We start from the raw sequence: 22,275 nt of genomic DNA, 5'->3' as shown, positions 1-22,275 counted from the left end.
CATCCATGTCGAGCACGTCGAGAGAGCCTGCGGGCGCAGAGCGCGACGGTACGAGCCAGGCGGGGCGCGCGCTCGCCGCGCTCGATCCCGGCTACGTCTCGGTGGACGAGCGAACGTCCGCGGAGCTCCTTTCGTTCGCGCGCGCCTACGGCAAAGAGCTCACGTACTACGGCGCCGGCGGTGGGCCGGAGGGCGACTGGAGCGGATTCGTCGACGCGAAGCTCCGGCCCGAGGACGTCGCGGCGTTCCTCCGGGAGCCCGAGAAGTTCACCCCCGAGGCCGCGCCCGAGCTCTACCGGCCACATTTCGTCCTCTTCCTCGCGTTCCTGCAGCTCTTCGAGAAATCGCGGGCCGAGCTCAACACGCTGACAGGACGGCACCTCGACTTCTACTATCGCCAGGTCCTGCGGATGGCCCGGAGGCCGCCCGTCCCGGATCGGGTGAACCTGATCGTCGATCTCGCCTCCCGCGGCCGGGAGGTCCTGCTGCCCGCTGGGACGGTCCTCGACGCGGGCCCGGACAGCCTTGGACGAGCCCGGAGCTATGCGACTGATCGGGATCTCGTCGTCAACCAGACGCAGGTCGAAGCGATCAGCTCCCTCTTCATCGATCGACGGCGCGTGGGGCTCCGGGAGATATCGAGCGGCTACGCGAACGACAAGCCGCGGGCGTGCGAGGCGATGTTCGCTCTCGCGGTCGGAGGCCCGCTTCCGCCCTATCCCGGCTCCGGTCAGCCGGTCGACTTCGCCAAGCTGACGAGCCTTCGCGACCTCGTGAAGCGCTCGGACAGCGGCTTCTTCATGTCGCCCCCCACGCTGCGCGATCTGATGGAGCAGAGAAAGGAGCGCGCGGAGACGCCCTCCGAGTGGGACGAGATTTACGCCGCGCTGGAGCTCGCCGGCACGAAGAAGAGGGGCGCTCCGTTCGCGCTCGCCCGGAGCTCGCGGGACCTGGAGGCGAACCTCCAGGAGGCCGTGGGGCCTTTCACCTACGGCACGCTCGCCCAGGTGAGCACCGTCGACGATCTCTACGAGCACCGGGCGCGCGGCGACGTGCAGGCGTTCATCCAGGGGACGCTGTACTTCGCGCTCGCCGACTTCGAACGGATGATGCAGCTCAAGAGGCGGTTCGACGCCGCGTGGGGCGAGATCAATCGCATCCTCGAGAGCGCCGGGCAGAAGCGGCGGAACGACCCCGACTACCGGCTGTTGCCCGCCGACGTCACGGCCTTCGCCGACAACGCGAAGGCTGCTGTCGGCACGGACGGCATCGAGGCGTACTGGGGAGAGGTCCTCGTGCTCGAGGGGTACTTCTACATGCCGGTGGAGAGCTTCGCCATGGCCATGGGCGAGGTCCTCGACACGCCGCAGGACGACTGGAGCCAGGTCTTTTCGATCCTCGAAGAGGCCCACCGGGAGAAGCTCCGCAAGGACCGCAGAGACGAGCTCCGGCGGCTCCACGAGGCCACGCCGCCGGCGCGCCTCGTGGACCTGATCCGGTACGTGCTCGGCGAGGACCCGAGCTCGGAGGACGACCCCGCCGCGATGGAGCGCCTCGAGCCCTACCTCGGCAAGCCGGATCTCGCCAAGCTCCAGGAGTCCGCGACGACGCGCGACTGGGAGGGGATCTATGCCCTCCTGGAGATCGCCCAGCGCAATCGGCTCGGCGAGCCGCCGGCGGAGAAGGAGGAGTGGTTCAACCTATTTCCGGCGGAGGACGCCACCACGGTGTCCATCCGCCCGAAGGGCACCGCGGGAGGCGCTCCCGCATGGGCCACCTTCGGGGCGGCGCGGCCCTCCTCGAGCACGGACCCCGCTCCCGAGCCCGTCCTCGGCTGGGCCCTCTGCTCTCCGCTGCTGGTGCTCGGCGAAGGCCAGCGCGTCATCACCCTCACCCTGGGGTTCAGCCCCGCGCGCACCCCCCTCGAGGATCTCTTCCTCAAGGGCGGAGAGCATCCGCTGCTCTTCCAGCTCAGCACCGCCAAGGGCTGGGTCGAGTGCACTTCCGTCGGGGTGCAGATCGGTTCGTACAAGGTTCTGACCGGCACGACGTCCGAGGGCGACCCCCTCGGAGCTCGATTCACGTTGACCCTGCCGCCCGGCGTCGACCCGATCGCGGCGCCGCCTGCGGGGCTCGCCGGGATGGACAGCCCGTGGCCCATCTTGCGGCTCATGCTCCGGCCGATCTGGAGCGGGGCAGACCAGAAGTACGTGGTCCGCTACCGGGAGCTCGGCGACCTCCTGATGGTGTCGGCACACCTCAAGGTGGAGGTCCAAGGGCTCAGGGCCATTGCGCTCCAGAACGACGAGATGACGTTGGATGCGAAGAAGCCCTTCGAGCCATTCGGCAGCGCGCCGGCCGTCGGATCGCGCCTCCTCATCGGACACCCCGAGATCGCAGGCAAGAAGCTCGACAGCCTGGCCATGAGCTTCCAGTGGATGGGAGCGCCGGCGGACCTCGCGTCTCACTACGCCAACTATCCGGCTGCCCCTTTCGCCTTCACCGCCAAGGTCAGCTTGATCGACCGACGCGGGGCGACGGAGCTCGTCAAGGCAGCGCCGCTCTTCGGCGCGAAGAGCTCCGATCCGACCTCGATCACCGTCACCACCGCCCTCACCGCGGCCGCGGCGGCCGACCCCCAGGCGCTCGTCGAGGGCTCGATCGACGAGGACCTGTCGGCCTCGGGGCGCACCCTGCAATGGGAGCTGAACGCCCCGGATTTCCAGCACGGGAGCTACCCCGTGGTGGCCTCGAGCAAGGCGCTCGCCCTGTCGGTTGCTGTCGCCAGTAACCCCGCGGCGGTCAACGCCGCGCAGTACCAGATAAACCCGCCTTACACGCCGAAGCTGAAGAGCCTGACCCTCGATTACGCGTCCTCGCTGGAGCTCCGCTTCGACGGCGCGCCGCGGGCCGCGGGCGTCGATCGGGTGTTCCACGTTCATCCCTTCGGCGCCTGTGACGGGGAGAGAGAGCGATCGAGCGCCGGCCTCTCCTTCCTGCCCAGATACGAGAACGACGGCGAGCTCTACCTCGGCCTGCGCGACCTCTCCCCGCCCCAGACCGTCTCCATCCTCTTCCAGATGGCGGAGGGCAGCGCCAACCCGGATCTGCCGCCGCAGCCCGTCAGCTTCAGCTACCTGAGCGGCGACCGCTGGATCCCCCTCGGGCACCGTCTGATCTCGGACACGACCCGTGGCCTCACCAACTCCGGCATCGTCGAGCTCGCCCTCGACCCGGCGGAGCCCAGCACCCGCCTGCGCAGCGATCTCTACTGGATCCGCGCCGCCGTGGAGCGGGACCCACGGAGCCTCTGTGACACCATAGCGGTTCACACCCAGGCGGTGACAGCCACCTTCGTCAACCACGACAACGCGCCGGATCACTTCAGCGAGCCCCTCCCCGCCGGGACCATCACCAAGCTGAGCTCGGCGATCCCGGAGATCGCGGGCGTGCGCCAGCGCTACGCGTCCTACGGAGGCCGGACGGCGGAGGGCGCTGACACCTGGGCCACGCGCGTCAGCGAGCGCCTCCGCCACAAGCAGCGCGCGCTCACCGTGTGGGACTACGAGCGCCTGGTCCTCGATCGGTTTCCGGAGATCTACCGGGCCAAGTGCGTCCCACCGACGCTCGGCGAGCCCGGGAAGGTAAAGGTCGTCATTATCCCCGATGTCCGGAACAAGCTGCCGGCCGATCCCTTCGAGCCCAAGGCGCCGGCGAGCCTGCTCACGGACGTGCGGGAGCACCTCTCGGCGCGGGCCCCCGCCTCCGCCTCGATCGCGGTCGTGAACGCCCACTACGTGGCCGTCCGCGTCCGCCTCGGCGTGCGCTTCCGGGCCGACAGCAACGACGCCTACTACACCCAGCGGCTCAACGACGATCTCAACCGCTTTCTCGCTCCCTGGGCCTACGCCGAGGGCGCTGAGCTCGCCATCGGCGGGAGGATTTACGCCAACAGCATCGTCGATTTCGTCGAGCGCCGCCCTTACGTGGACTTCGTCGCTGGCATCAAGCTCTTTCGCAGCGACGATGGAGAGAGGTTCCAACTGGTGTCGCCCCCGGCCGACGGGAGCGGAGCCTTCGTTGGGACGATGAGGCCTGACGAGGTCCTCACCTCGGCCAGAGGGCACCAGATCGATATCCTCCGCGAAGGTTTGTACGAAGAAACGCGGATGACGGGCATCAACTTCATGACGCTCGAGCTCGATTTCTTCATCCACTAAGAGCCTGGGATCACGCTCAGGCGCCCGAGGCGACGTGTCGGTCGCTCGGTGAGAAAGGCAATCGCACACCATGGAAATCAACAAGAAGAGCCGTGCTGAGCTGAAGGCGTACTTCGTCAAGAACGCCCTGCCGACGGAGGGCAACTTCAGGGATCTCATCGACACGGGGCTGAACCAGAAGGACGACGGCCTCGTCAAGGCGGCCGATCAGCCGGCGCAGATCGCGGCGTCGACGGCCGGCGACAGGCCGGCGATCCACCTCTACGAGAGCTTCGCGACGGACACCAAGCCCGCCTGGGCGCTGAGCCTGCAAGCCGGCGGCAAGAAGGGACTCGGCATCGGCGACGGCGACGGCCAAAACCGCCTCTTCATCGATGCCACGACCGGCGGCGTGGGCATCGGCACGGCCGATCCGGCCGGCAACAAGCTCCGGGTGGCGGGGAACGTCCTCGTCGACGGCGCCGACGGCGCCGCGATGCTCGTGCTCAAGGACGGCAACATGGGCATCGGCACAGCCGATCCGGCCGGCAACAAGCTCCGGGTGGCAGGGAACATCCTCGTCGATGGCGCCGACGGCAAGGCGCGCATGAGCTTTGGCTCCACCACTCGCCAGATGCTCAACCTGTGGGCTGAAAGGTTTGGAATCGGCATCCAGAACGGCACCATGTACTTTCGCACCGACAACCATTTCGCCTTTCACAAGGGCGGCGTGCACGCCGACGGCGCGCTCGATCCCGGCGCCGGCGGCGCTGCGATGCTCGTGATCAAGGACGGTAACGTGGGCATCGGCACAGCCGATCCGGGCAGCTACAAGCTCAACGTCACCGGCAACGTCAAGGTCGGGGGGGCGATCACGCCCTCGGTCGGCAACTCCGCGAGCAACGGCATCATGTTCCCCGCCGATCCCGGCGGTGGCAGCGGCGATGCGGCGTGGATTCGTTACATGGTCGTCAGCGGCGAGTCGACCCAGCTCCAGATCGGCACCAGCAACGACCCCGACGACACCGTTTCCATCTGGCAGTATGGCGCGGAGAGGCTGCTCGTCTCCAACGGCCAAGTCTACCTTAACGGCATGCTGCCATTTTATTCGGATCGCCGGCTGAAACGCGACATTGCGCCGCTTGGCCCCATGCTCGGGCGGGTGCTCCAGCTCCAGGGGGTGCACTATCGCTGGATCGACGAGAAGATCAGCTCCGGCTTGCAAATCGGGCTCATCGCGCAGGACGTGGAGGCTGTCTTCCCCGAGCTGGTATCCGCGACCCACGAGGGCACGAAGGGCATCGATTACGCGCGCCTCGTGGCGCCGCTCATCGAGGCGGTGAAGGAGCTCGCCGCCGAGGTCGAGGCACTGAAGCTCGCGCGCGCCTCCTGAGCGCGACACTTGGAGCCATCCGATGGACTACGCTCTTCTGCGCCAAGAGGGAATCCGCCAGCTCGAGCGGATGACCGGCGGGCAATGGACGGACTTCAACACCCACGATCCGGGGATCACCCTCCTGGAGCAGCTCTGTTATGCCCTCTCGGATCTCGGCTACCGCACCGGGTACGAGATCCCGGATCTGCTCGCCGACGGCGGGGACGATCCGTACCGGAGCCTCCACCTGCCGGCGGAGATCCTCACCTCGCACCCGGTGACGCCAGCTGACCTCCGCCGGCTCGTCCTCGACGTGGAAGGCGTCAAGAACGCCTGGGTCGAGCCGGCCACGGCGGACGCGCTCCAGCCCTACTATCTTCCCGTGGAGCGGGAGATACGCCTCGCGCCCAAGGACATCGCCTCCGACCCGGTCCGCCTGCGCGGCCTCTACCGCGTCCTCATCGAGGCGTCGGAGCACAGCCAGGGCACCCAGGTCAGGGCCAGGGTCGCGCGAAGGCTCCACCAGAACCGCCCCCTGTGCGAGGACTTCGCCGAGATCACGGTGCTGGAGCCGCAGCTCATCCAGGTCGAGGCCACCGTGGAGATCACGCCGGTGGACGACCCCGCGGCGCTCCTGAACGAGATCGGCCGCGCGATCGCCGACGAGATCTCGCCGCCCATCCCCTTCGCGACGCTCTCGCGGTTGCTGGACGCCGGCATCAGCGTCGACGCGATGTTCGAGGGGCCCCGGCTCGAGCACGGGTTCCTCCCCGACGAGGTGCTGGCAAACGCGACGCGGCGGACCGTGATCCACACCTCCGATCTGATGCGCGCGATCACGGACATCGCGGCGGTGCGGGCGGTGAGCCGGATCCGCGTCTCCACGGGCGGCGCCAAGGAGGAGTGGTCCCTGCCGGTCGACCCGGATCGGGTTCCGAGGATGAACTTCGATGCATCCGTGATCACCCTGATGAGCGCCGGGAGGCTGATCGCCCAGGCGAAGGCGGAGAGGGCGCCGGCCGCCCCCCGGGGCGCGGGCGACAGCGCGCTCGCGGTGCCCGCGGGGCGCGACCGGAACGTCGGCGCGTACACCTCGGTGCAGCAGCACCTCCCGACGCTCTACGGGGTCGGCGAGATGGGGCTACCGGACTCGGCGACGCCCGCGCGCAAGGCGCAGGCGAGGCAGCTCGCGGCGTACCTGATGTTCTTCGATCAGCTCCTCGCCAGCGCGTTCGCACAGCTCGCCCACGTCAAGGATCTGTTCTCCCACGGCGACGGCACGCGGACGTACTTCACGCAGGTGCTGGACCAGCCCGGCCTCCGGCTCGAGGAGATCCGCGCGCTCGACGACGGGCACCGGGCCCGGCTCAGCGACCTCGTGGAGACCCCAGAGGAGGTCGCCTCCCTCGAGCGGAAGCACCGCTTCTTGAACCACCTCCTGGCCCGCTTCGCCGAGCCGATCGGCGGACACGAAGCGACCATCTCGCCGGCGGAGCGAGCGCGGCGCAAGCAGCGTCTCTTGCAGCGATATCCCCGGATCAGCAGCGCGCGGGGGACGGGCTTCGATGGCCTCGCGCCCGCTGGCCCCGCCAACATGTCGGGGCTGGAGGAGCGGCTCCGCATCACGCTCGGGCTCGCCGGAGGCGAGGAGATCGCCGTCGTCGAGCACATCCTGCTCCGACCGATGCCGGGCGACGAAAAGCAGGAGCGCCCCGGGCCGACGGACGCGCCCACGGACAGGCCGCCCGCGCTGCTCTCGGCCGCGCGGGAGAGGGACCCCTACTCGCTGCGATTGACGTTCGTGCTCCCCGACGGGGTGGGGCGATTCAGCGATCCAGCGTTCAAGCAGCTCGTCGAGAACACCCTCCGCGCGGAGACGCCGGCGCACCTGACGCCGTATGTGCTCTGGATGGCGGCCGACGCCTGGGCGGCGTTCCGGACGGCTCACGGGCAGTGGTTGCAGAAGCGGCGGGAGGTCCTCGCCGCGACGTTGGGCGTACACCTGGAGGAGCGGAGCTCGTAGAACCATGTCCACCGCGAGACCTATCGACGTGCGCTGCGCCCGGGACCGGCTCATCGATCTCCTCGGGCTCGGGGAGACCACCCCGATCCGGGACGTGGACGTTCAAGAAGCGCAGCTTACCGTCAACGTGGGCGCCCCCTGCGAGATCACCATCGATCCCGCCCAGGCGGGCGTCAGGTACGAGCTGTTCGACGGAGACGCGCCGGTGGTGCCCGCCTGCTCCGTGGACGGGACCGGGGAGAAGGCGGTCCTCAAGGGGCCGATCATCGACAGGGAGGACAAGACCTTCCGGATCCGCGCGAAAAAGCTCGATCCGTTGACGCGCGAGACCTTCCTGTTCCAGACCGCGACGGTGAAGGTGGGGCTTGTCACGGATCTCCCTGTCTCGACGCCCGAGATCGCCGAGGTGCCTCGCCTCGTCGACCACGGGAGCCGCGTTTTGGTGAGCATCACGGGCAGCCAGGCGGGCGCGACGTACGGGCTGATCGACGCCGCGGGGAGCCCGATCCCCATGACGCCCCCCGAGCGCGTGAGCGGGAACAAGGACGGCGCCATCACGCTGACGGCCAGCCGGGTGACCGAAGACACGGTGATCCGGGTCGACGTCCAGAGGACGTTCGACGAGGGCGAAGGGCGCGCCCCGCTCCACGCGGTGCTCACCGCGGAGCTGCCGATCGCGGTCCGCGCCGATCGGGATCTCGTGGTGTCGGCCGTCGGATCACCGGTCCTGCCGCAGGGCAGCGCCACGATCACCATCGCTGGGAGTCAGCCGAACGTGCGTTACAGCGCCCACGTCCGCGCGCTCTCCACCGTGGACTTCGTGCCCGACGCGGGGTCTGCCCTCGTGGCGATCGCCGTCCCCGGCACGTCCGGCGTCGAGGTGTACACCCCGCGGCCTCCCGCGCTCTGGCAGGCGCCGGCCGGCTCCGTGCAGCACGGGGACGCGATGCCGGGCAACGGCGGCGTCGTAGAGCTCGGCGTGGGGCCGCTCCTGGACGACAGCATCGTCGTGGTGCAGGCACGCAAGATCCACACGGCGGCCGGCGCGCCGCTCGAGTCCGCGGTGCAGCTCGAGCAGGCGGCGGTCGTCCTGGTGAGGCCGGAGCCGGCGCCCCCGCTGGTGCTGCAGATCGCGGCGAACGCCGACGGCGCGAGCGGCACGCTGCTCGTCTCGGGCGGCCAGCCCGGGGTCTTCTACCACTTCTACCCGAGCAACGAGGCCAGCGAGCTCGGCCTGCCGGCGTATTTCCACCGGCTCGACGAGCGGGACCCGTCGATGAACAAGGGCATCGCGGCGACCGAGCCGGAAGGGTCCGACAAGGTTCCGCGCCGGGGGCTCCGGGTCGAGATGGATCTCGTGATCACGCGCGATCCGCCGGAGCCTCTGGCCTCGGACCCGGCGTACGTGCGCCCGCTCGATCCCCTGGTGGACATCGCGCCGCTGCCCCTCGGCGGCGCGGTGGACGTGATGGCCATCAAGGCCCGCACCGGGATCGGGTGGGTCGCCAAGCGATCGGTTACGGTGACCCCGGTCGCCGAGGAGGGCCCACCCAGCGAGCTCGGCGCTGCCCCCGAACCCGCGGCGACAGAGCCGTGACCGCGCCGCGCCATCAGATCCGCCGGCAGATCCTGGAGGTGACCGTCCAGGATCGCGAGGCGGCGTGGCGGCTGCAAACCGAGCTCGGCCGCATCCACGCCCAGCGCCTCGAGGCGGTCATCGATCGGTGTTGCACCGAGCTTGGCGCTCCAGATCGCCTCCAGCGGATCGCGCTGGTCGAGGTGGATCTCGGGCGGATCGATCCCGACCACCTGGAGCGCGATCTGGTCGACAAGCTCAGCCCGCTGCTGCGGGAGGCGCTGGCCGCGCGGATCCGCGAGGAGGACGAGAAGACCGCGCTCCGGGGCTTCGATCCCGAGGTGATCTCCCGGCTGGAGCTCGTGGCGTTCTTCGCCCGCACCGGCGCGCTCCCCTGGTGGGCGGACAGCACGCGACCGCGGCTCCTGGACGAGACCCTGGGGCTGCTCCTGAAGCGCGCGGCGCGCCCGCTCGCGGCGCTGATCCGGGCGCTCGAGCGCGAGCGCGGCGCACTGGCGAGGATCGTCCGCCACAGCCACGACGCGCAGCTCTCGGTGCTGTTCGACGCTCTCGTGGCGTCCTCGCAGGCCGACCTCCCTTCGAGGCCGGTGGAGCTCGGCGCCCTGCTGCGCGCGCACCGGGCGGTCGCTGGGGCCACTCCGGACGGCTTCCGGGCGTGCGTCTGGACGGGCGCGCTGCGGGCGGCGTGCGTCGAGGAGAGCCCGAGCGACGGGCGGGTGGGCTTCTGGCGTGACGCGCTGGCCCGGATCGCGCTGGAGGCCGGCGTGACCCTCGGGTCTCTCCTTGCGGGGCTGCATGTGCCTCTGGGGCCGAGCCCATCGGCCTGGCCGGGCGCGCTGGGGTCGGTCGGGCAGAGTCCCGGCGCGGGCGTGGAGAGGCCGGTCCGCGAGACGCGGGGAGAGCATCCGTCGAGCGATCCGGGGGCCGCGGCTGCGGACCAGGATCTGTCCCTCGATCCAGCGTACAGCGACGCCGACGAGGTCTACGTGGACAACGCCGGGCTGGTGGTGCTCTGGCCCTTCCTCGGGCACCTGTTCGAGCGCCTGGGTCTCTTTGCCGACGCGCAGTTCAAGGATCGGCGCGCCCTCCACCGCGCGGCCGGCCTGCTCCAGCACCTCTGCACGGGGGATCTCGAGCCGGCCGAGTACCAGCTTCCCCTGACCCGCGTGCTCTCTGGCATGCGAATGACAGAGGTCTTCGACTTCGGTCCTCCGGTCACCGAGGCAGAGGCCGAGGAGTGCCTCAACCTGCTCGCGGCGGCGATCGCGAGCGCGCCGATCCTGGGGGAGATGTCGATCGCCGGATTCCGTGGCTCGTTCTTGATTCGCAAGGGCGCGCTCTCTGCCCGTGACGGCGCGTGGCTCCTCCGCGTGGAGCGGGCCTCGTACGACGTGGTGCTGGATCGGTTTCCCTGGGGGATGAGCTGGGTGAAGCAGCCCTGGATGGAGGCGCCGCTCTCTGTGGAGTGGTGACCGCGGCTTCGTTGAACGCACGCTTGGCGGTGACGCGCGGGGCCGCCTCGTTTCTCCGCCCGCGCCGAGGAGAGTCTCATGCAAATCGCTGTTGACCGGTCCACTCCGAAGATCTCGCAGAGCGCCACGCGCACCTCGCGGGCCCGCTCTCCGGCGCCGCCGCTCGTGCAGCGGAGAACGACGCCGCCCGCACGACCGCCGGCCGAGTCGACCCGAGCGGCGCTGGAGCAGGCGTTCGGGGCTGAGGTCTTTGCGGCTGCGGGCCGCGGCGTCAATTCCACGGGGATCCCGTCGCCGGTGAAGGCCAAGATGGAGGCGGCGTTCCGGGCTGATTTCTCCGGCGTGCGGGTGCATCAAGGCTCGACGCGGGCGGCGGCGCTGGGGGCGGTGGCGTACACGCAGGGGAGCGACATCCACGTGGCGCCGGGGCAGTGGTCGCCCGAGACGCGGGCGGGGCAGGCGCTGCTCGGGCACGAGCTCGCGCACGTGGTCCAGCAGCGAGAAGGGCGCGTACAGGCGACGGCCCAGTACAAGGGGGTGGCGCTCAACGATGATCCGGCGCTGGAGGCGGAGGCGGACACGCTGGGAGCCAGGGCGGCCGCAGCAGGGGAGCGCGCCGTCCAGCAAGACCGGAGCCGCGCGGAGCTGCAGCCCGGACCATCGCGCGGCACAACCGCGCCGCTCGTCCAGAGGGCCATCACGGGAGTCATCCAGCGCGTGAAGAGGAAACCGGAAGTAGAGGGTCTGAAAGAAAAGATGGACGAGCTCCTCGAATCGATCGAGGAGCAGTTGAAAAAGATCACCGCGCACACCGAGCAGGTTAGCCCGACCCTCGACAGCGATGACGATAAGGATGATCTCGAACAGCTCAATGAGTGGGTCGAGGCTGCCAAGGACGGCTTCGATGCCGCGAAGAACCTTCGCGACGACGCCGCGAACGTAGCTGAGCGCCCTCAGGGCCAAAGGCCCTCCCGCCACGTGAATCAAGCGAGCGCTCACGGTCAGAGCTCGCACACGTACAAGGAAGACTACTGGGACGAGATACAGGAAAAGGCACGAGAAGTCAATCGTCTACTCGTTAACATCAAAACGAGTTTTCCCGTCAACGCCGGTGGTTTCAGCGCCGCCGGTCGTGCCCACGCCATGGATGTCGAGGTGCTCAACGCTGGCACCACCAGCGCCGGGAAGCAGCAAGACAACAGCTTCATCGAGGACATCGAGATCGACACCGAGCGACTGACCGACGCCAAGGCGGTGTTCAAGGCCGACTCGAGAGTCAGGACCGAGGCCGCGGGGAGCAGGATCGTCTTGGGCAACAAACAGGCCGGAGCTCTCCCTGGGCCTGGGTTGCTCACCCAGGTGGAAAACATCTTGAAGCCGCTCGGCGCTCCCAACTGGAGCGCGAATTTCAAGGACACGCCGGTGCCGAAGGACCGGGGACAGGGTCAATACGCCAACATGGCGAACACCAACGCCACGGGCTACGCCTGGCTGGCCGGAGTGCCAGGCTACCAACAGCAACGCTGGGAGTGGCTCCACGTCCGCGGCGCAGGGCTCGGCGGCGCCACCGACGGCACCAACCTGGTGGTCGGCACCCGCGACGCCAATACCCATATGATCCCTTTCGAGTCTAACGTCCGAATCTTGGCCACCGAGGCCGGCAAAAACGATAACTACGACCATCTCGAGGTAGACTGGTCGGTCGGAAATCCCGACCTCGATGCAAAGCACAAGGTCGAAACGATCCAGATGGAATGGAAGCTCGTCAAGTCCGCGGGTAAGAACGTCCCGGAGCCCCAGGGGAAAGCCACGTTCAAACCCCTGGAGACAGGCGCCAATATCTCCAAGAAGGAGGTGCAGTACATCGAGGAAGCGATCAAGAGATCCCGCGACACTATCCAGCCGTAGCAAGCGCGTGCACGTGGAGAAGACGCCGCCCCTCGACAAGTTCAAGGTCATCAGGAACGGCGGTGACGCGCGGGGTCGCCTCGTCTCAGTGCCCGCGCCGAGGAGAGTCTCATGCAAATCGCCGTTGACCGGTCCAGCCCGAAGACCTCGGGGAACGCCACCCGCACGTCGGGGGCCCGCGCTCCGGCGCCGCTGCTCGTGCGGGGGAGGGCGATGCCGCTGCTGCCCCGACCGCCGGCCGCGTCGACCCGAGCGGCGCTGGAGCAGGCGTTCGGGGCTGAGTTCTTTGCGGCTGCGGCGAAGGCGGCTGGGCCCGGCGTGGGGACCGGGAGCGGACCGGGCCGCGGCGTCAATTCCACGGGGATCCCGTCGCCGGTGAAGGCCAAGATGGAGGCGGCGTTCGGGGCCGACTTCTCCGGCGTGCGGGTGCATCAGGGCTCGACGCGGGCGGCGGCCCTGCGGGCGGTGGCGTACACGCAGGGGAGCGAGATCCACGTGGCGCCGGGGCGCTGGGCGCCGGAGACGCGGGCGGGGCAGGCGCTGCTCGGGCACGAGCTCGCGCACGTCATGCAGCAACGGGCCGGGAGGGTCAGGCCCACCAAGACGATCGCGGGGGTGGCGATCAATGATGACCCGGCGCTCGAGACAGAGGCCGATGCGCTGGGGGCCAAGGCGGCGCGGGGGGACCAAGTCCCTGCATCGGGCACGCGCGCCCCGCAAAGCAGCCTGGCCTGTAGCCCTCTGCAGCGCTCGCCGCTGGTCGCGCAACGAACTCCGGACGAAGCCACCGGCCCCAGGGAGCCAGGCAATTACCACATCAACGGAAGGCAGCGGAGGTTTTACCGCGATTACGGCAAAGTGGCCTGGGGGCGCACGGATCCCGAGAAATGGCCTCAGGATCCGAAGAAGCAGCGAGCGATCTTGTACGAAGCCATTGCGATCCCGGGGCAGGGGTTCAACGATCTCGTTGTGCGCTTCGGCGGCACCGAGGCGGACCCTCACGACCTCGGCCTCACGGTCATGCTCAACAAGCCGTATGAGGGGAACAGGCACGAACCGGCCGAGAAGGATCTGGACAGGATCCGCGCCGGCGTCTTCAACAGGTGGAGCGGGCCGCCCGTCAGCATCGGGACCCTGGTGTGGGATCGAGGGACAGAGGGGAACATCCGAGAGGCGGTGCCGTTCGCCACCTTGCGGAAGGAGGCCGCGGCGAGCCCCGAGGCTGGCAACATCAGAGATAAGCTGGAGAAGAATCACAACTTTGTATGGCGAAAATTGGGAGACGACGACATGCCGTTCGTGGTCCCGAACGATGTGAATAGCGCGGCCATGAAGGCGCTGGGCGAGGAGGAGTCGAAGCCCGAATATGAGGGGATCGAGGCGCATTTCGTGACCTTCGGCTACAACCTGACGACCGGCGGTGTGACGGATCTGATGCGCAGAGTCCTGAAAGCCGTCTACGGAGCAGAGATGCAGCTGCGCGACGAGATCGCCGAGGACCCGCAGATCCTCACGAGCTATCCCATCGAGCCAAATACATTTTATCGCCTCCCGCGGGACACGGAAGGCACGATCTACAACGAGATGGTCGGCACCCTTGAGGGGGTCGGCGGCGGCGGACAGATCAAGGAGGGCCTTCGACTGCTGGCTGCCGCGCGAAGGACATTGGGCCCCGTCCCGCACTCGGGCCGCCACACGACATCAGAGAACACCGCGGCCGGAGGTCGGAACGATGAATTGATCAATGTGCTGACGCCGCTCGTCAATGACGCGAACGCGGGCAACGCCCCTCCCGTCGACCGCAAGACCGAGGTCAGGGCGCAGATCGAGCGGCTGGATCAGAGTTACTTCGGTGCCGGTGTCTGGCAGCGAAACGTGAGAGAGATCACGGGTAAGGATGTCGATCCTGGCGCCGTTCAAAAGATCAATGCGCTCGTGGAGAAAAAACTGGTTGCCATCGTCAATTTGATCTTCCGATTCCTGAATCAAGAGGCAGCGACGCACAGGGAGGGTGTACCAGCCTGATGAAACCACGCCTCGCCCCTCCCGAGCACAGCCGAGCGTCCGCCCCACCGGCCCGCGTGAACGCCCCCGCGCCCCGGCGGCGCAGGAACGCGATCTGACCCCCGTGCGGCCGGGGCGTGCTCGACGCGCGGCCATGAAAAAATCGACGCTGACCTGTGAGCATCCGGCTGCGCTCCGGGCGCTCGTCCTCGATCCGCAGAGGCGCGACCGCGGCTTCGTTGATCGCAGGATTGGCGGTGACGCGCGGGGCCACCTCGTTTCTCCGCCCGCGCCAAGGAGAGTCTCATGCAAATCGCCGTCGACCGGTCCACTCCGAAGGCCTCGGGGAACGCCACCCGCACGTCGCGGGCGCGCCCTCCAGCGCCGATGCACCTGCCGCGGAGGGCGCCGCCGCTGACCCGACCGCCGGCCGAGCCGGTGCGCGCATCTCTGGAGCGGGCGTTCGGGGCTGATCTGTTCGCGGATCGGGAGGGCGCCGCGCGGGCGCCGCGTTCGAGCGCGCCGCCGGCCGGAGCGCCGAGGGTCGACACGGCCGCGTCCGAGGCGCTGGCGCAAAAGCCGGCCGAGGGGGCCGATCGGCTGCTCGAGGCGGCCTCCGCCCTCGCGGCCGCGCTGCCGGACACCGCCCGGAAGCTCGAGCCGCCGAAGTTCGACTGGGAGACCCACCCGGCCAACCTCCGCCTCTCGGAGCGGGTCGCCGTCCTGGAGGAGCGCTATCCTCCCCTGAAGCTCCGCTGGGTCATCGACTGGGCGCGCCGGTTCATCGAGCAGGTGGTCGCCAAGGCGGACGCCACGCCCGCGGGCAAGGGCGTCTTCGACGATCGCCTGGAGCAGATGGCCAAGGAGCTCGCGGCGAGGATCGACGCCACGAACCCGCAGCTGCGGGCCGGGGGTGGGGCCCCGCAGAAGGGGATCTCGGGCGGCGCGGGCACCCTCCTGTGGACGGGCGGGATCGATTACAAGGCCGCTCAGGCTGCCGCCCGGCGGGCCGCCGAGGCCGAGAGCGAGGCCGGCAATCAGGACGCGGCTTCGGTGGAGATGACCATCGCCGGGGAGCTCCTCGACAGCATCAATTTCTCGGGGAATGGGATCGACTACGCGCCCGAGGCGGACAAGCTGTGGAACGAGCTGTCCCGCGCCTTTGCCGGAAACGCTCGGGGGGCGGTCCGCGTCCACACGTTGTACGGCGTCCGGAGCCCGAGCATCTTTTACTCGGTGGAGAGCCTGGCGCTGCTCCTGGTGCTCGAGGCCCAGGAGGCGCGCGAGAAGGGCGGTAAGAAGCAGGACGGCCCCGTGGTCGACGAGATCCGGATGGTGATCTACTTCCGCAAGGGCGAGATCGACCCGGAAACGGGGCAGCTTTCGGTTCCGAAGGACGAGAGCGGCAGGATGAAGGAGGAGCTCGTGAAGCAGCGGGAGGACCGCGTGACCACCTCCTACCAGCTCGAACGGGCGCGGGCGAACGCGTGGGACAAGGCGCTTGCCTGGGAGCCGACCTTCGCTGTCGCCGGCTCGGTGAAGCACCGCGCCGCGCTCCTCGACGCGCGCCGCGCTGACGGAGCGGGAAGGAACACCCAGTTTAATTTCTCTTAAGATGACGACGCCAGGTCTCGTAGGTTTCATTCGGAGACGTCACCGCCGAAAGGGACCTGCCATGTCACGGAACGTCTTCCTGTTCGAGTTCGCCGCCACGCGGGGCGACGCGGAGGAGGTCGAGCGAGCCCTGCTCTCGCGCGCCTCGGCCTTCGCGCTCGGGGCCTTCCCCACGCTCGATCCGGCGCTCTTCGCGCACCGGATCCTGCGCGGGAAGGACGCGTCGTACACCTGGGAGATCGGCCTCGACGAGATCGAGGAGGCCCGGCGCGCGGAGCTCCACGCCGCGCTGCTGGAGCAGATCCAGGCGTCGCTCGCGGGCGTGGCCGAGCTCCGATCCTCCGCGGCGTACGTCGACCTTTCGCTCCCCGCGCCCGGCCCCGATCCCGCCCGGGCCAGGGGGGGCCCGGGCGGGGCCCTCTCGTTCGCGGACGGCGATCTCCCGGTCTGGGAGGATCACGCGCGCGGCTCGGGCGCGGTGGAGGCTGGGAGCGCGCTGCCCGAGGATCTCACCGCCGAGATCGCGCGGCGCCGCGCCGCCGTGCCGGTCGAGCCGGGGCTCAAGCCCTGGGGCGCAGGGCACATCTACACAGGCAGCGCGGACAAGGCACACCTCGCCTACCTGCACGGCTATTTCGACGCCCGGGCGGCGAGGGCGAGCCCCGCCGATCGGCGGAAGATCATGGCCTTTCGCGCGTTCCAGGCGCGCGAGGGCAGCACCGCCGCCATCAACACCTACGACGACCAGATCGTCACCTGGGGGACGGGCTGGGGCGGCCGCGGCTGGCTGGGCAAGGTGATGGAGCGGGCGACCGCGAACGACGCCGTGCGCGAGGCGCTCGGCGCCGCCGGCGTCCGCTACCGCGGCAGCAACGTGTACGACGTCGTCGATCTCGACGCCGGTAGGGTCGTCACCGGAGGCAAGGAAGCGCTCGAGATCCTGCGCCGCTCCGTCCCGCTCCTCCACCTGCTGATCGATCTGGCCAGGAATCCAGCCACGCGCGACGCGGTGACCGAGGCCCAGCTCCGCACGTTCATGGATGGCTCGGGCAACATCTGCGGCGCCGATGCGATCGCGACGCAGGCGCTGTTCAACCTGATCGCGCACCTCAAGCACTGGGCGCCCGGGTACGTGATCGGGTGTCTCGAGTGGGCCGTACCGCAGCTCGGCCCCGGGTCGCCGTCGGAGCAGCGCGACCGGCGCCTCGCCGCGCTCGTGGGCCGCTACTTCTATGGCAAGGCGCGCAAGCACAGGTGGATCCCGGACTTCAGGCAGTTCCGGCTCTACTTCCGGCACATGAAGGACGACGGGCTCGATTGCCTGGACGAGCCGTTCCTCCAGGCCGCGGGGCCTCCGGCGGATGACCCGTTCGCCGCCGCGATGGGCGCGCCCGCGGCGGCGCCCCCGCCGGAGGCGCCGAACCCGCCGAAGGCTCCGCGCCTCACGCGCGCCGCCCTCGCCGGGCGACCCGATCTGGAGAGCGTCGCCTCGGGTCGGGGCGCGCTCCGGAGAGGGGCGAGGGGACCAGGGGTGAAGGCGCTGCAGGAGGCGTTGATCGCGCTGGGCGAGCGCGTGCCTGGCGGCGCTGACGGCGCGTTCGGCCCGGGCCTCGAGGCGGCCGTCAAGCGGTTCCAGGCCGAGCGCGGCCTCGCCGCCGACGGCGTGGTCGGCGCCGCGACGCTCGCGGCCCTCGACGCGGCCCTCGTCGCGAGCGCGGCGACCCGGGCGACAGGCGCGGAAACATCAACTCGAAGAGAAGAGGAGGAGCACCGATGACCGCAGAGAAGAGCGATGAAGGCGCGCCGCCGCGGGCGAGCGTCCCCGCGTGGGTGGACATGGACCCGGCGCCCGCCGAGCCGCCCCAGGAGTGGCTGGCTCGCCCGGTCGCGTTCGCCGACGACGAGCCGCCACCGCAGCTCGTCCGCACCGTGAACCTGCTGGACCCGCCCGAGCACGGCCTGCGCGGGCCCGAGGACGCCGAGGGACTCGCCGAGCTCATCCTGTCCCGCGCCAGGGAGGGGATCGGCGACATCTTCTCGCACCCCGATTACGACACCGCCTCCGGCGACCGCGAGGACTGGGCGCGGGCCATCGCCGAGCACCAGACCGGCATTCCGTACACGATGCCAGCCTTCTTCTACGGCGCGCAAAGAGGCGTCGCGAAGGCGATCGCGGGCAGCGGGCGGTACCCGATCGTGGGGCAGTGCCAGCAGTCGGTGACCACCGCGCTCTGCATCGGCGGCTGGGACGGCGGCCCGTACGGCGACATCGGCTGCGGGACCGACGCGCTGCCGGCGGCAGCCAGGCTGGGCGACGGCTGGACCTCAGTCCCGAAGGTGCTCGCCGACTGGCCCGACGATCTCTGGGAGAAGGTCACGGTCGGCTCGTGCCTCTTCTGGTCGGCGTCCGGCGCCGCTGGCGCCGGGAGCGGGCACGTGGCGATGGTGATCCGCAAGCACCCGGTCGAGCGCAAATGGCAGCTCTGGGACACCACCACCTCGTTCAACGACCCCGCGACGCACGCCGCCGCCGGAAGGGGCGCGCGCATGCTCTGGGAGTCGCACTGGTGGCCGTTCATCCCGCCGGCGCTCTCCGGCGGTCGGTGGTCGTTCCGCGGCATCGCCCGGATCGACGGCCTCGGAGAGGTCAAGAGCGATCTGAAGCCGCGCGGGCGCGCCCGCCTGCTCCTCCGGCGCCGCGGCGACGGCGAGCTGCTCTATCGCTCGGAGTGGATGTCGATGGAGGACGAGGGCCTCCCCATCTCCTGGCTGCTCCGTTCGCTGCGCGGCGCGCCCTTCCACGACCGCATCGAGCCCACGTGGTGCGTCAACTCGAAGTCCGACGCGCCGAACAAGCTCGCCCCGGACAACCGGCCGCTGCTCGACGTCTTCTGCGATGCCAGGGGCAACGCGAAGATGTCGTGGAGCCCGGCCCAGGGCCTGCACAACCGCCCTCACCAGGCGATCTGGGCGCCGCCCGCGGCGCTCCGCTGAGCCGCGGCAGCGGGCGCCCCAGCAACCGGGAGACAACCTTCATGCGTACCCTCATCATCAGTGATCTGCACCTCGGCAACGGGGGTGACTACGACGTCTTCGCCGGGGGGGAGGCGCTGCCCGCGCTCCTCGACCGGATCGCGGGCGAGCCCGCGCGGGTCGTGGTCAACGGCGATGGCGTCGACTTCCTCATGAACGAAGACCCGCTGGAGCTCGATCCGGCGCGCGCCGCCGCGCAGGCCCGCGCGATCGCCGCCGCGCCCGCGAGCGCCGCCGTGCTGGAGGCGTTCGGGCGCGTCCTCGCGCGCGGCGGTGAGGTCATCGTCCGCCTCGGCAACCACGACGTGGAGCTCGCCGTCCCGGAGGTGCAGGAGATCCTGCGCGCGGCGATGGATCAGCCGCCCGAGATCGCAGCGCGCCTCACGTTCCAGCTGGGCGACGCCCCCGCGATCCTCGACGTCGGCGGCGCCCGGATCCTCGTCACCCACGGCGAGCACAACGACAACTGGAACAAGGTCGATTACGGGCGCCTGGCCCGGCTCGACCGGTTCAGGTACGCGGCCGGCTCGGTCCTCGTGAAGCAGCTCATGAACCCCATCGCGCGCCGGCACGGCCTGCGCTTCGTGAGCCTGCTCAAGCCCGATTTCCAGGGCGCGGCGCTCGCCGCGCTCGCGGTCGCGCCCGGGATCGTGAAGCAGCTCTTCAGCGCGGCCTCGCTCGACATCGCCTGGCAGCTCTTCAAGAAGGCGGGGTCGGCGGCCTCCTTCGCCGAGGAGGAGGAGGATCTCGGGCTCGCCGAGCGGTTCGCCGACGCCGGCCTCGAGGCCGAGGAGGCGGCGGCGATCGAGGCCACGCTCGGCGACGGGCCCGCGGCGTTCGCCGATGAAGAGACGATGTCGACCGCGAGCCTCAAGCTCGCGCGCGCCGGCCTGAAGCTCTACGCGGGCATGCAGAAGAGGCTCGCCGGCACCCTCGGGGACGAGTACTTCCGCCTCGAGCCCGAGGAGGCCGAGTGGGCCGACGCCCGGCGCCTGGCGAAGAAGTTCGACGCCGGCGCGGTGGTGCTCGGCCACACCCACGCGGCCCGCTGGAAGGTGGCCGACGGCATCGCCTTCGCCAACACGGGCACGTGGATCTGGCTGATGCAGCTCCCGCGCTCGGACGCCGGCGACGAGGCGTGGACCGAGCTCCTCGAAGAGCTGCGCGATAACCCGAGGCTCCTGCCCGAGCGGCAGCGGGCGGCGAAGACCGTCCAGCGCCTCACCGCCGTGCTCCTCGACGCGCACCCGGACGGCGGCGCGACGATGCGGCTCGTGCAATGGGACGATGGCAAGCTCCACGCCCTGGGGGCCGCGCGCGTGCCTTCGGGCGACGTGGCGCGCTGAGAAGGAGGAGTCATGTCCGACATCGAGCTGCTCCTCTGCCACGCCGACGATCAACGACCCGTCCTCGAAGAGGGGTTGCCGCTCGAGTCCGCCGCGGACGAGCCGCAGCCCGGCGGAGAGGAGCTGATCCACGATTTCGCCGACTTCTCCGACGATCCCAACGATCTCTCGCTCCAGCGCTGGTCCGTCATCGCGCCCGAGGGGCCCGCGGGCGACGCCCTCCTCGCGCTCGTCGAGCCCCTGATCCGGAAGCGGGAGCAGGACCAGGGCGCGCCCGTCGTGCCCTACCGCGTCCCCGCCGGCATGGACGCGGACGCGGCGATCCGGTGGAGCAAGAGCGTCTATCATGACGAGTCGGTCGCGCTCGAGGATCTGCCGCGGTATCTGCTCGTGCTCGGCGACCTCGACGAGGTCTCGCTCGAGCTCCAGCAGGCCATGGCGAGCGAGGCGCTCGTCGGTCGCCTGGTGTCCCGGTCCGCCGCGGGCTACGCGGCGTACGTGGACAAGCTCCTCTCCTCGGAGCGCGCCCCTTCGAGGGAGGCGCGGGCGCGGGCGCTCTTCTTCACCGCGCAGGACGGCACCGCGGCGACCACCATCGGCCACAGGGCGCTCGTCGCGCCCAGCGTGGCGCGGTGCCGCGACACCCGGCAGAGGGGCGGCTTCAAGGCGAGGGACATCGAGGAGATCGGGTATGACGGCGCCGAGGCGGCGAGGAGCGCGCTCCTCGAGCAGCTCGGGCGGCCGGAGCCGTCGATGCTGTTCACCATGAGCCACGGCCTGGGCGCGCCCCGCAGGGGATGGACATCGGCGGACGAGCAGCGCGCCGTGCAAGGGGCGATGAGCCTGGGCTCCGGCGTGCGCATCGCGGCCGAGGACCTCGGCGACAGGCCCTTTCTGCCCGGCGGGATCTGGTTCTTCCTCGCGTGTTATGGCGGCGGGACGCCGGCGGCGAGCGCCTATCACCACTGGCTCGCCCGCCTGCGCGACGCGGGCGGCTTCGGCGGGCGGGTCGACGGCGTGCTCGCCGGCCTCCCCAGGCCGGGCGATCGGCCCTTCATCGCCGCGCTGCCGCAGGCCGCGCTGGCGAGCCCGCGCGGCCCGCTCGCGGTCATGGCCCACATCGATCTGGCCTGGACCTACAGCTTCCAGGACATGGGGCCCGACGGCAAGGACAGGGCGTCGCGGTTCGAGGGCGTCTTCAGCTCGCTGGTCAAGGGCGCCCGCGTGGGCAACTCGTACAACGAGCTCCTCCGTTACCTGGGGAACGCCAACCACGAGCTCGCCGCGATGTACAACCAGGAGGCGAGGGCCGAGACGGCGGGCAAGCCGCTCGCCCCCGACCAGGGTCGCGCGAAGCGGCGGGCGAACCTGTGGATGCTGCGCGAGGATCTCGCGGGGTACGTCCTCCTGGGTGATCCGGCGGCGCGGCTCGCGATCGACCGCGACAGGGGAGCCGTCAAGGCCACGCCCGCGCCGGCGGAGGTGCGCTCGCCCGTCCCGCAGCTGCCCGCCGCGCCGCCGGCCCCGGCGGCGGGGCGCGCGCGGGACGCGGCGCGGATGCAGCGCGCCGTTCACGAGAAGATCCTCGGGGAGGAGGGCGACAGGAAGATCGCCGAGAGATACGGTATCACGCGCGAAGAGCTCCAGCGCTGGTACGACGCCTATTGCGAGGCCGGGCTCGAGGCGCTGGGCGAGCTGCCGTAG

At 70.0% G+C, this 22,275-nt stretch carries 12 protein-coding genes; all 12 read left to right on the top strand.

Features of this window, described 5'->3' with window-relative positions; all coding sequences use genetic code 11:
* The first annotated feature begins 5 nt into the window (after window positions 1-5).
* Window positions 6-4,220, top strand: coding sequence for a baseplate J/gp47 family protein (locus WMF20_RS26060; protein WP_437604665.1), 4,215 nt, complete (start codon window positions 6-8; stop codon window positions 4,218-4,220).
* Between the two features lie 70 nt (window positions 4,221-4,290).
* Window positions 4,291-5,592, top strand: coding sequence for a tail fiber domain-containing protein (locus WMF20_RS26055; protein WP_437604664.1), 1,302 nt, complete (start codon window positions 4,291-4,293; stop codon window positions 5,590-5,592).
* 22 nt (window positions 5,593-5,614) lie between these two features.
* Window positions 5,615-7,597, top strand: a complete 1,983-nt coding sequence (locus WMF20_RS26050) for a hypothetical protein (protein WP_437604663.1) — start codon at window positions 5,615-5,617, stop codon at window positions 7,595-7,597.
* A 4-nt stretch (window positions 7,598-7,601) separates the two neighbouring features.
* Window positions 7,602-9,194 (top strand): hypothetical protein, encoded by a 1,593-nt coding sequence (locus tag WMF20_RS26045; RefSeq protein ID WP_437604662.1) that lies wholly within the window; start codon window positions 7,602-7,604, stop codon window positions 9,192-9,194.
* The gene (locus tag WMF20_RS26040) at window positions 9,191-10,666 is read left to right on the top strand and encodes a contractile injection system tape measure protein (protein WP_437604661.1); all 1,476 of its coding nucleotides are present in this window, start codon (window positions 9,191-9,193) and stop codon (window positions 10,664-10,666) included. Before WMF20_RS26045 ends, WMF20_RS26040 begins: the two co-directional genes overlap by 4 nt.
* 78 nt (window positions 10,667-10,744) lie before the next feature.
* On the top strand, window positions 10,745-12,574 hold the full coding sequence (locus WMF20_RS26035; protein ID WP_437604660.1) for an eCIS core domain-containing protein: 1,830 nt from the start codon (window positions 10,745-10,747) through the stop codon (window positions 12,572-12,574).
* 111 nt (window positions 12,575-12,685) lie between these two features.
* Window positions 12,686-14,599, top strand: a complete 1,914-nt coding sequence (locus WMF20_RS26030; protein ID WP_437604659.1) for an eCIS core domain-containing protein — start codon at window positions 12,686-12,688, stop codon at window positions 14,597-14,599.
* A gap of 285 nt (window positions 14,600-14,884) precedes the next feature.
* Entirely contained in the window at window positions 14,885-16,192 is a 1,308-nt protein-coding gene (locus WMF20_RS26025) for a hypothetical protein (RefSeq protein WP_437604658.1), read from the top strand.
* Between the two features lie 61 nt (window positions 16,193-16,253).
* Window positions 16,254-17,969 (top strand): peptidoglycan-binding domain-containing protein, encoded by a 1,716-nt coding sequence (locus tag WMF20_RS26020; RefSeq protein WP_437604657.1) that lies wholly within the window; start codon window positions 16,254-16,256, stop codon window positions 17,967-17,969.
* Window positions 17,966-19,186, top strand: a complete 1,221-nt coding sequence (locus WMF20_RS26015) for a hypothetical protein (RefSeq protein WP_437604656.1) — start codon at window positions 17,966-17,968, stop codon at window positions 19,184-19,186. Before WMF20_RS26020 ends, WMF20_RS26015 begins: the two co-directional genes overlap by 4 nt.
* 41 nt (window positions 19,187-19,227) lie before the next feature.
* Window positions 19,228-20,571 (top strand): metallophosphoesterase, encoded by a 1,344-nt coding sequence (locus tag WMF20_RS26010; protein WP_437604655.1) that lies wholly within the window; start codon window positions 19,228-19,230, stop codon window positions 20,569-20,571.
* Window positions 20,572-20,583: 12 nt separating this feature from the next.
* On the top strand, window positions 20,584-22,275 hold the full coding sequence (locus WMF20_RS26005) for a hypothetical protein (protein WP_437604654.1): 1,692 nt from the start codon (window positions 20,584-20,586) through the stop codon (window positions 22,273-22,275).

Origin of the sequence: Sorangium sp. So ce834 (assembly GCF_051521425.1) — a bacterium.
GTDB classification, from domain to species: domain Bacteria; phylum Myxococcota_A; class Polyangia; order Polyangiales; family Polyangiaceae; genus Sorangium; species Sorangium cellulosum_D.
This window is presented reverse-complemented; position numbering and strand designations above follow the sequence as displayed.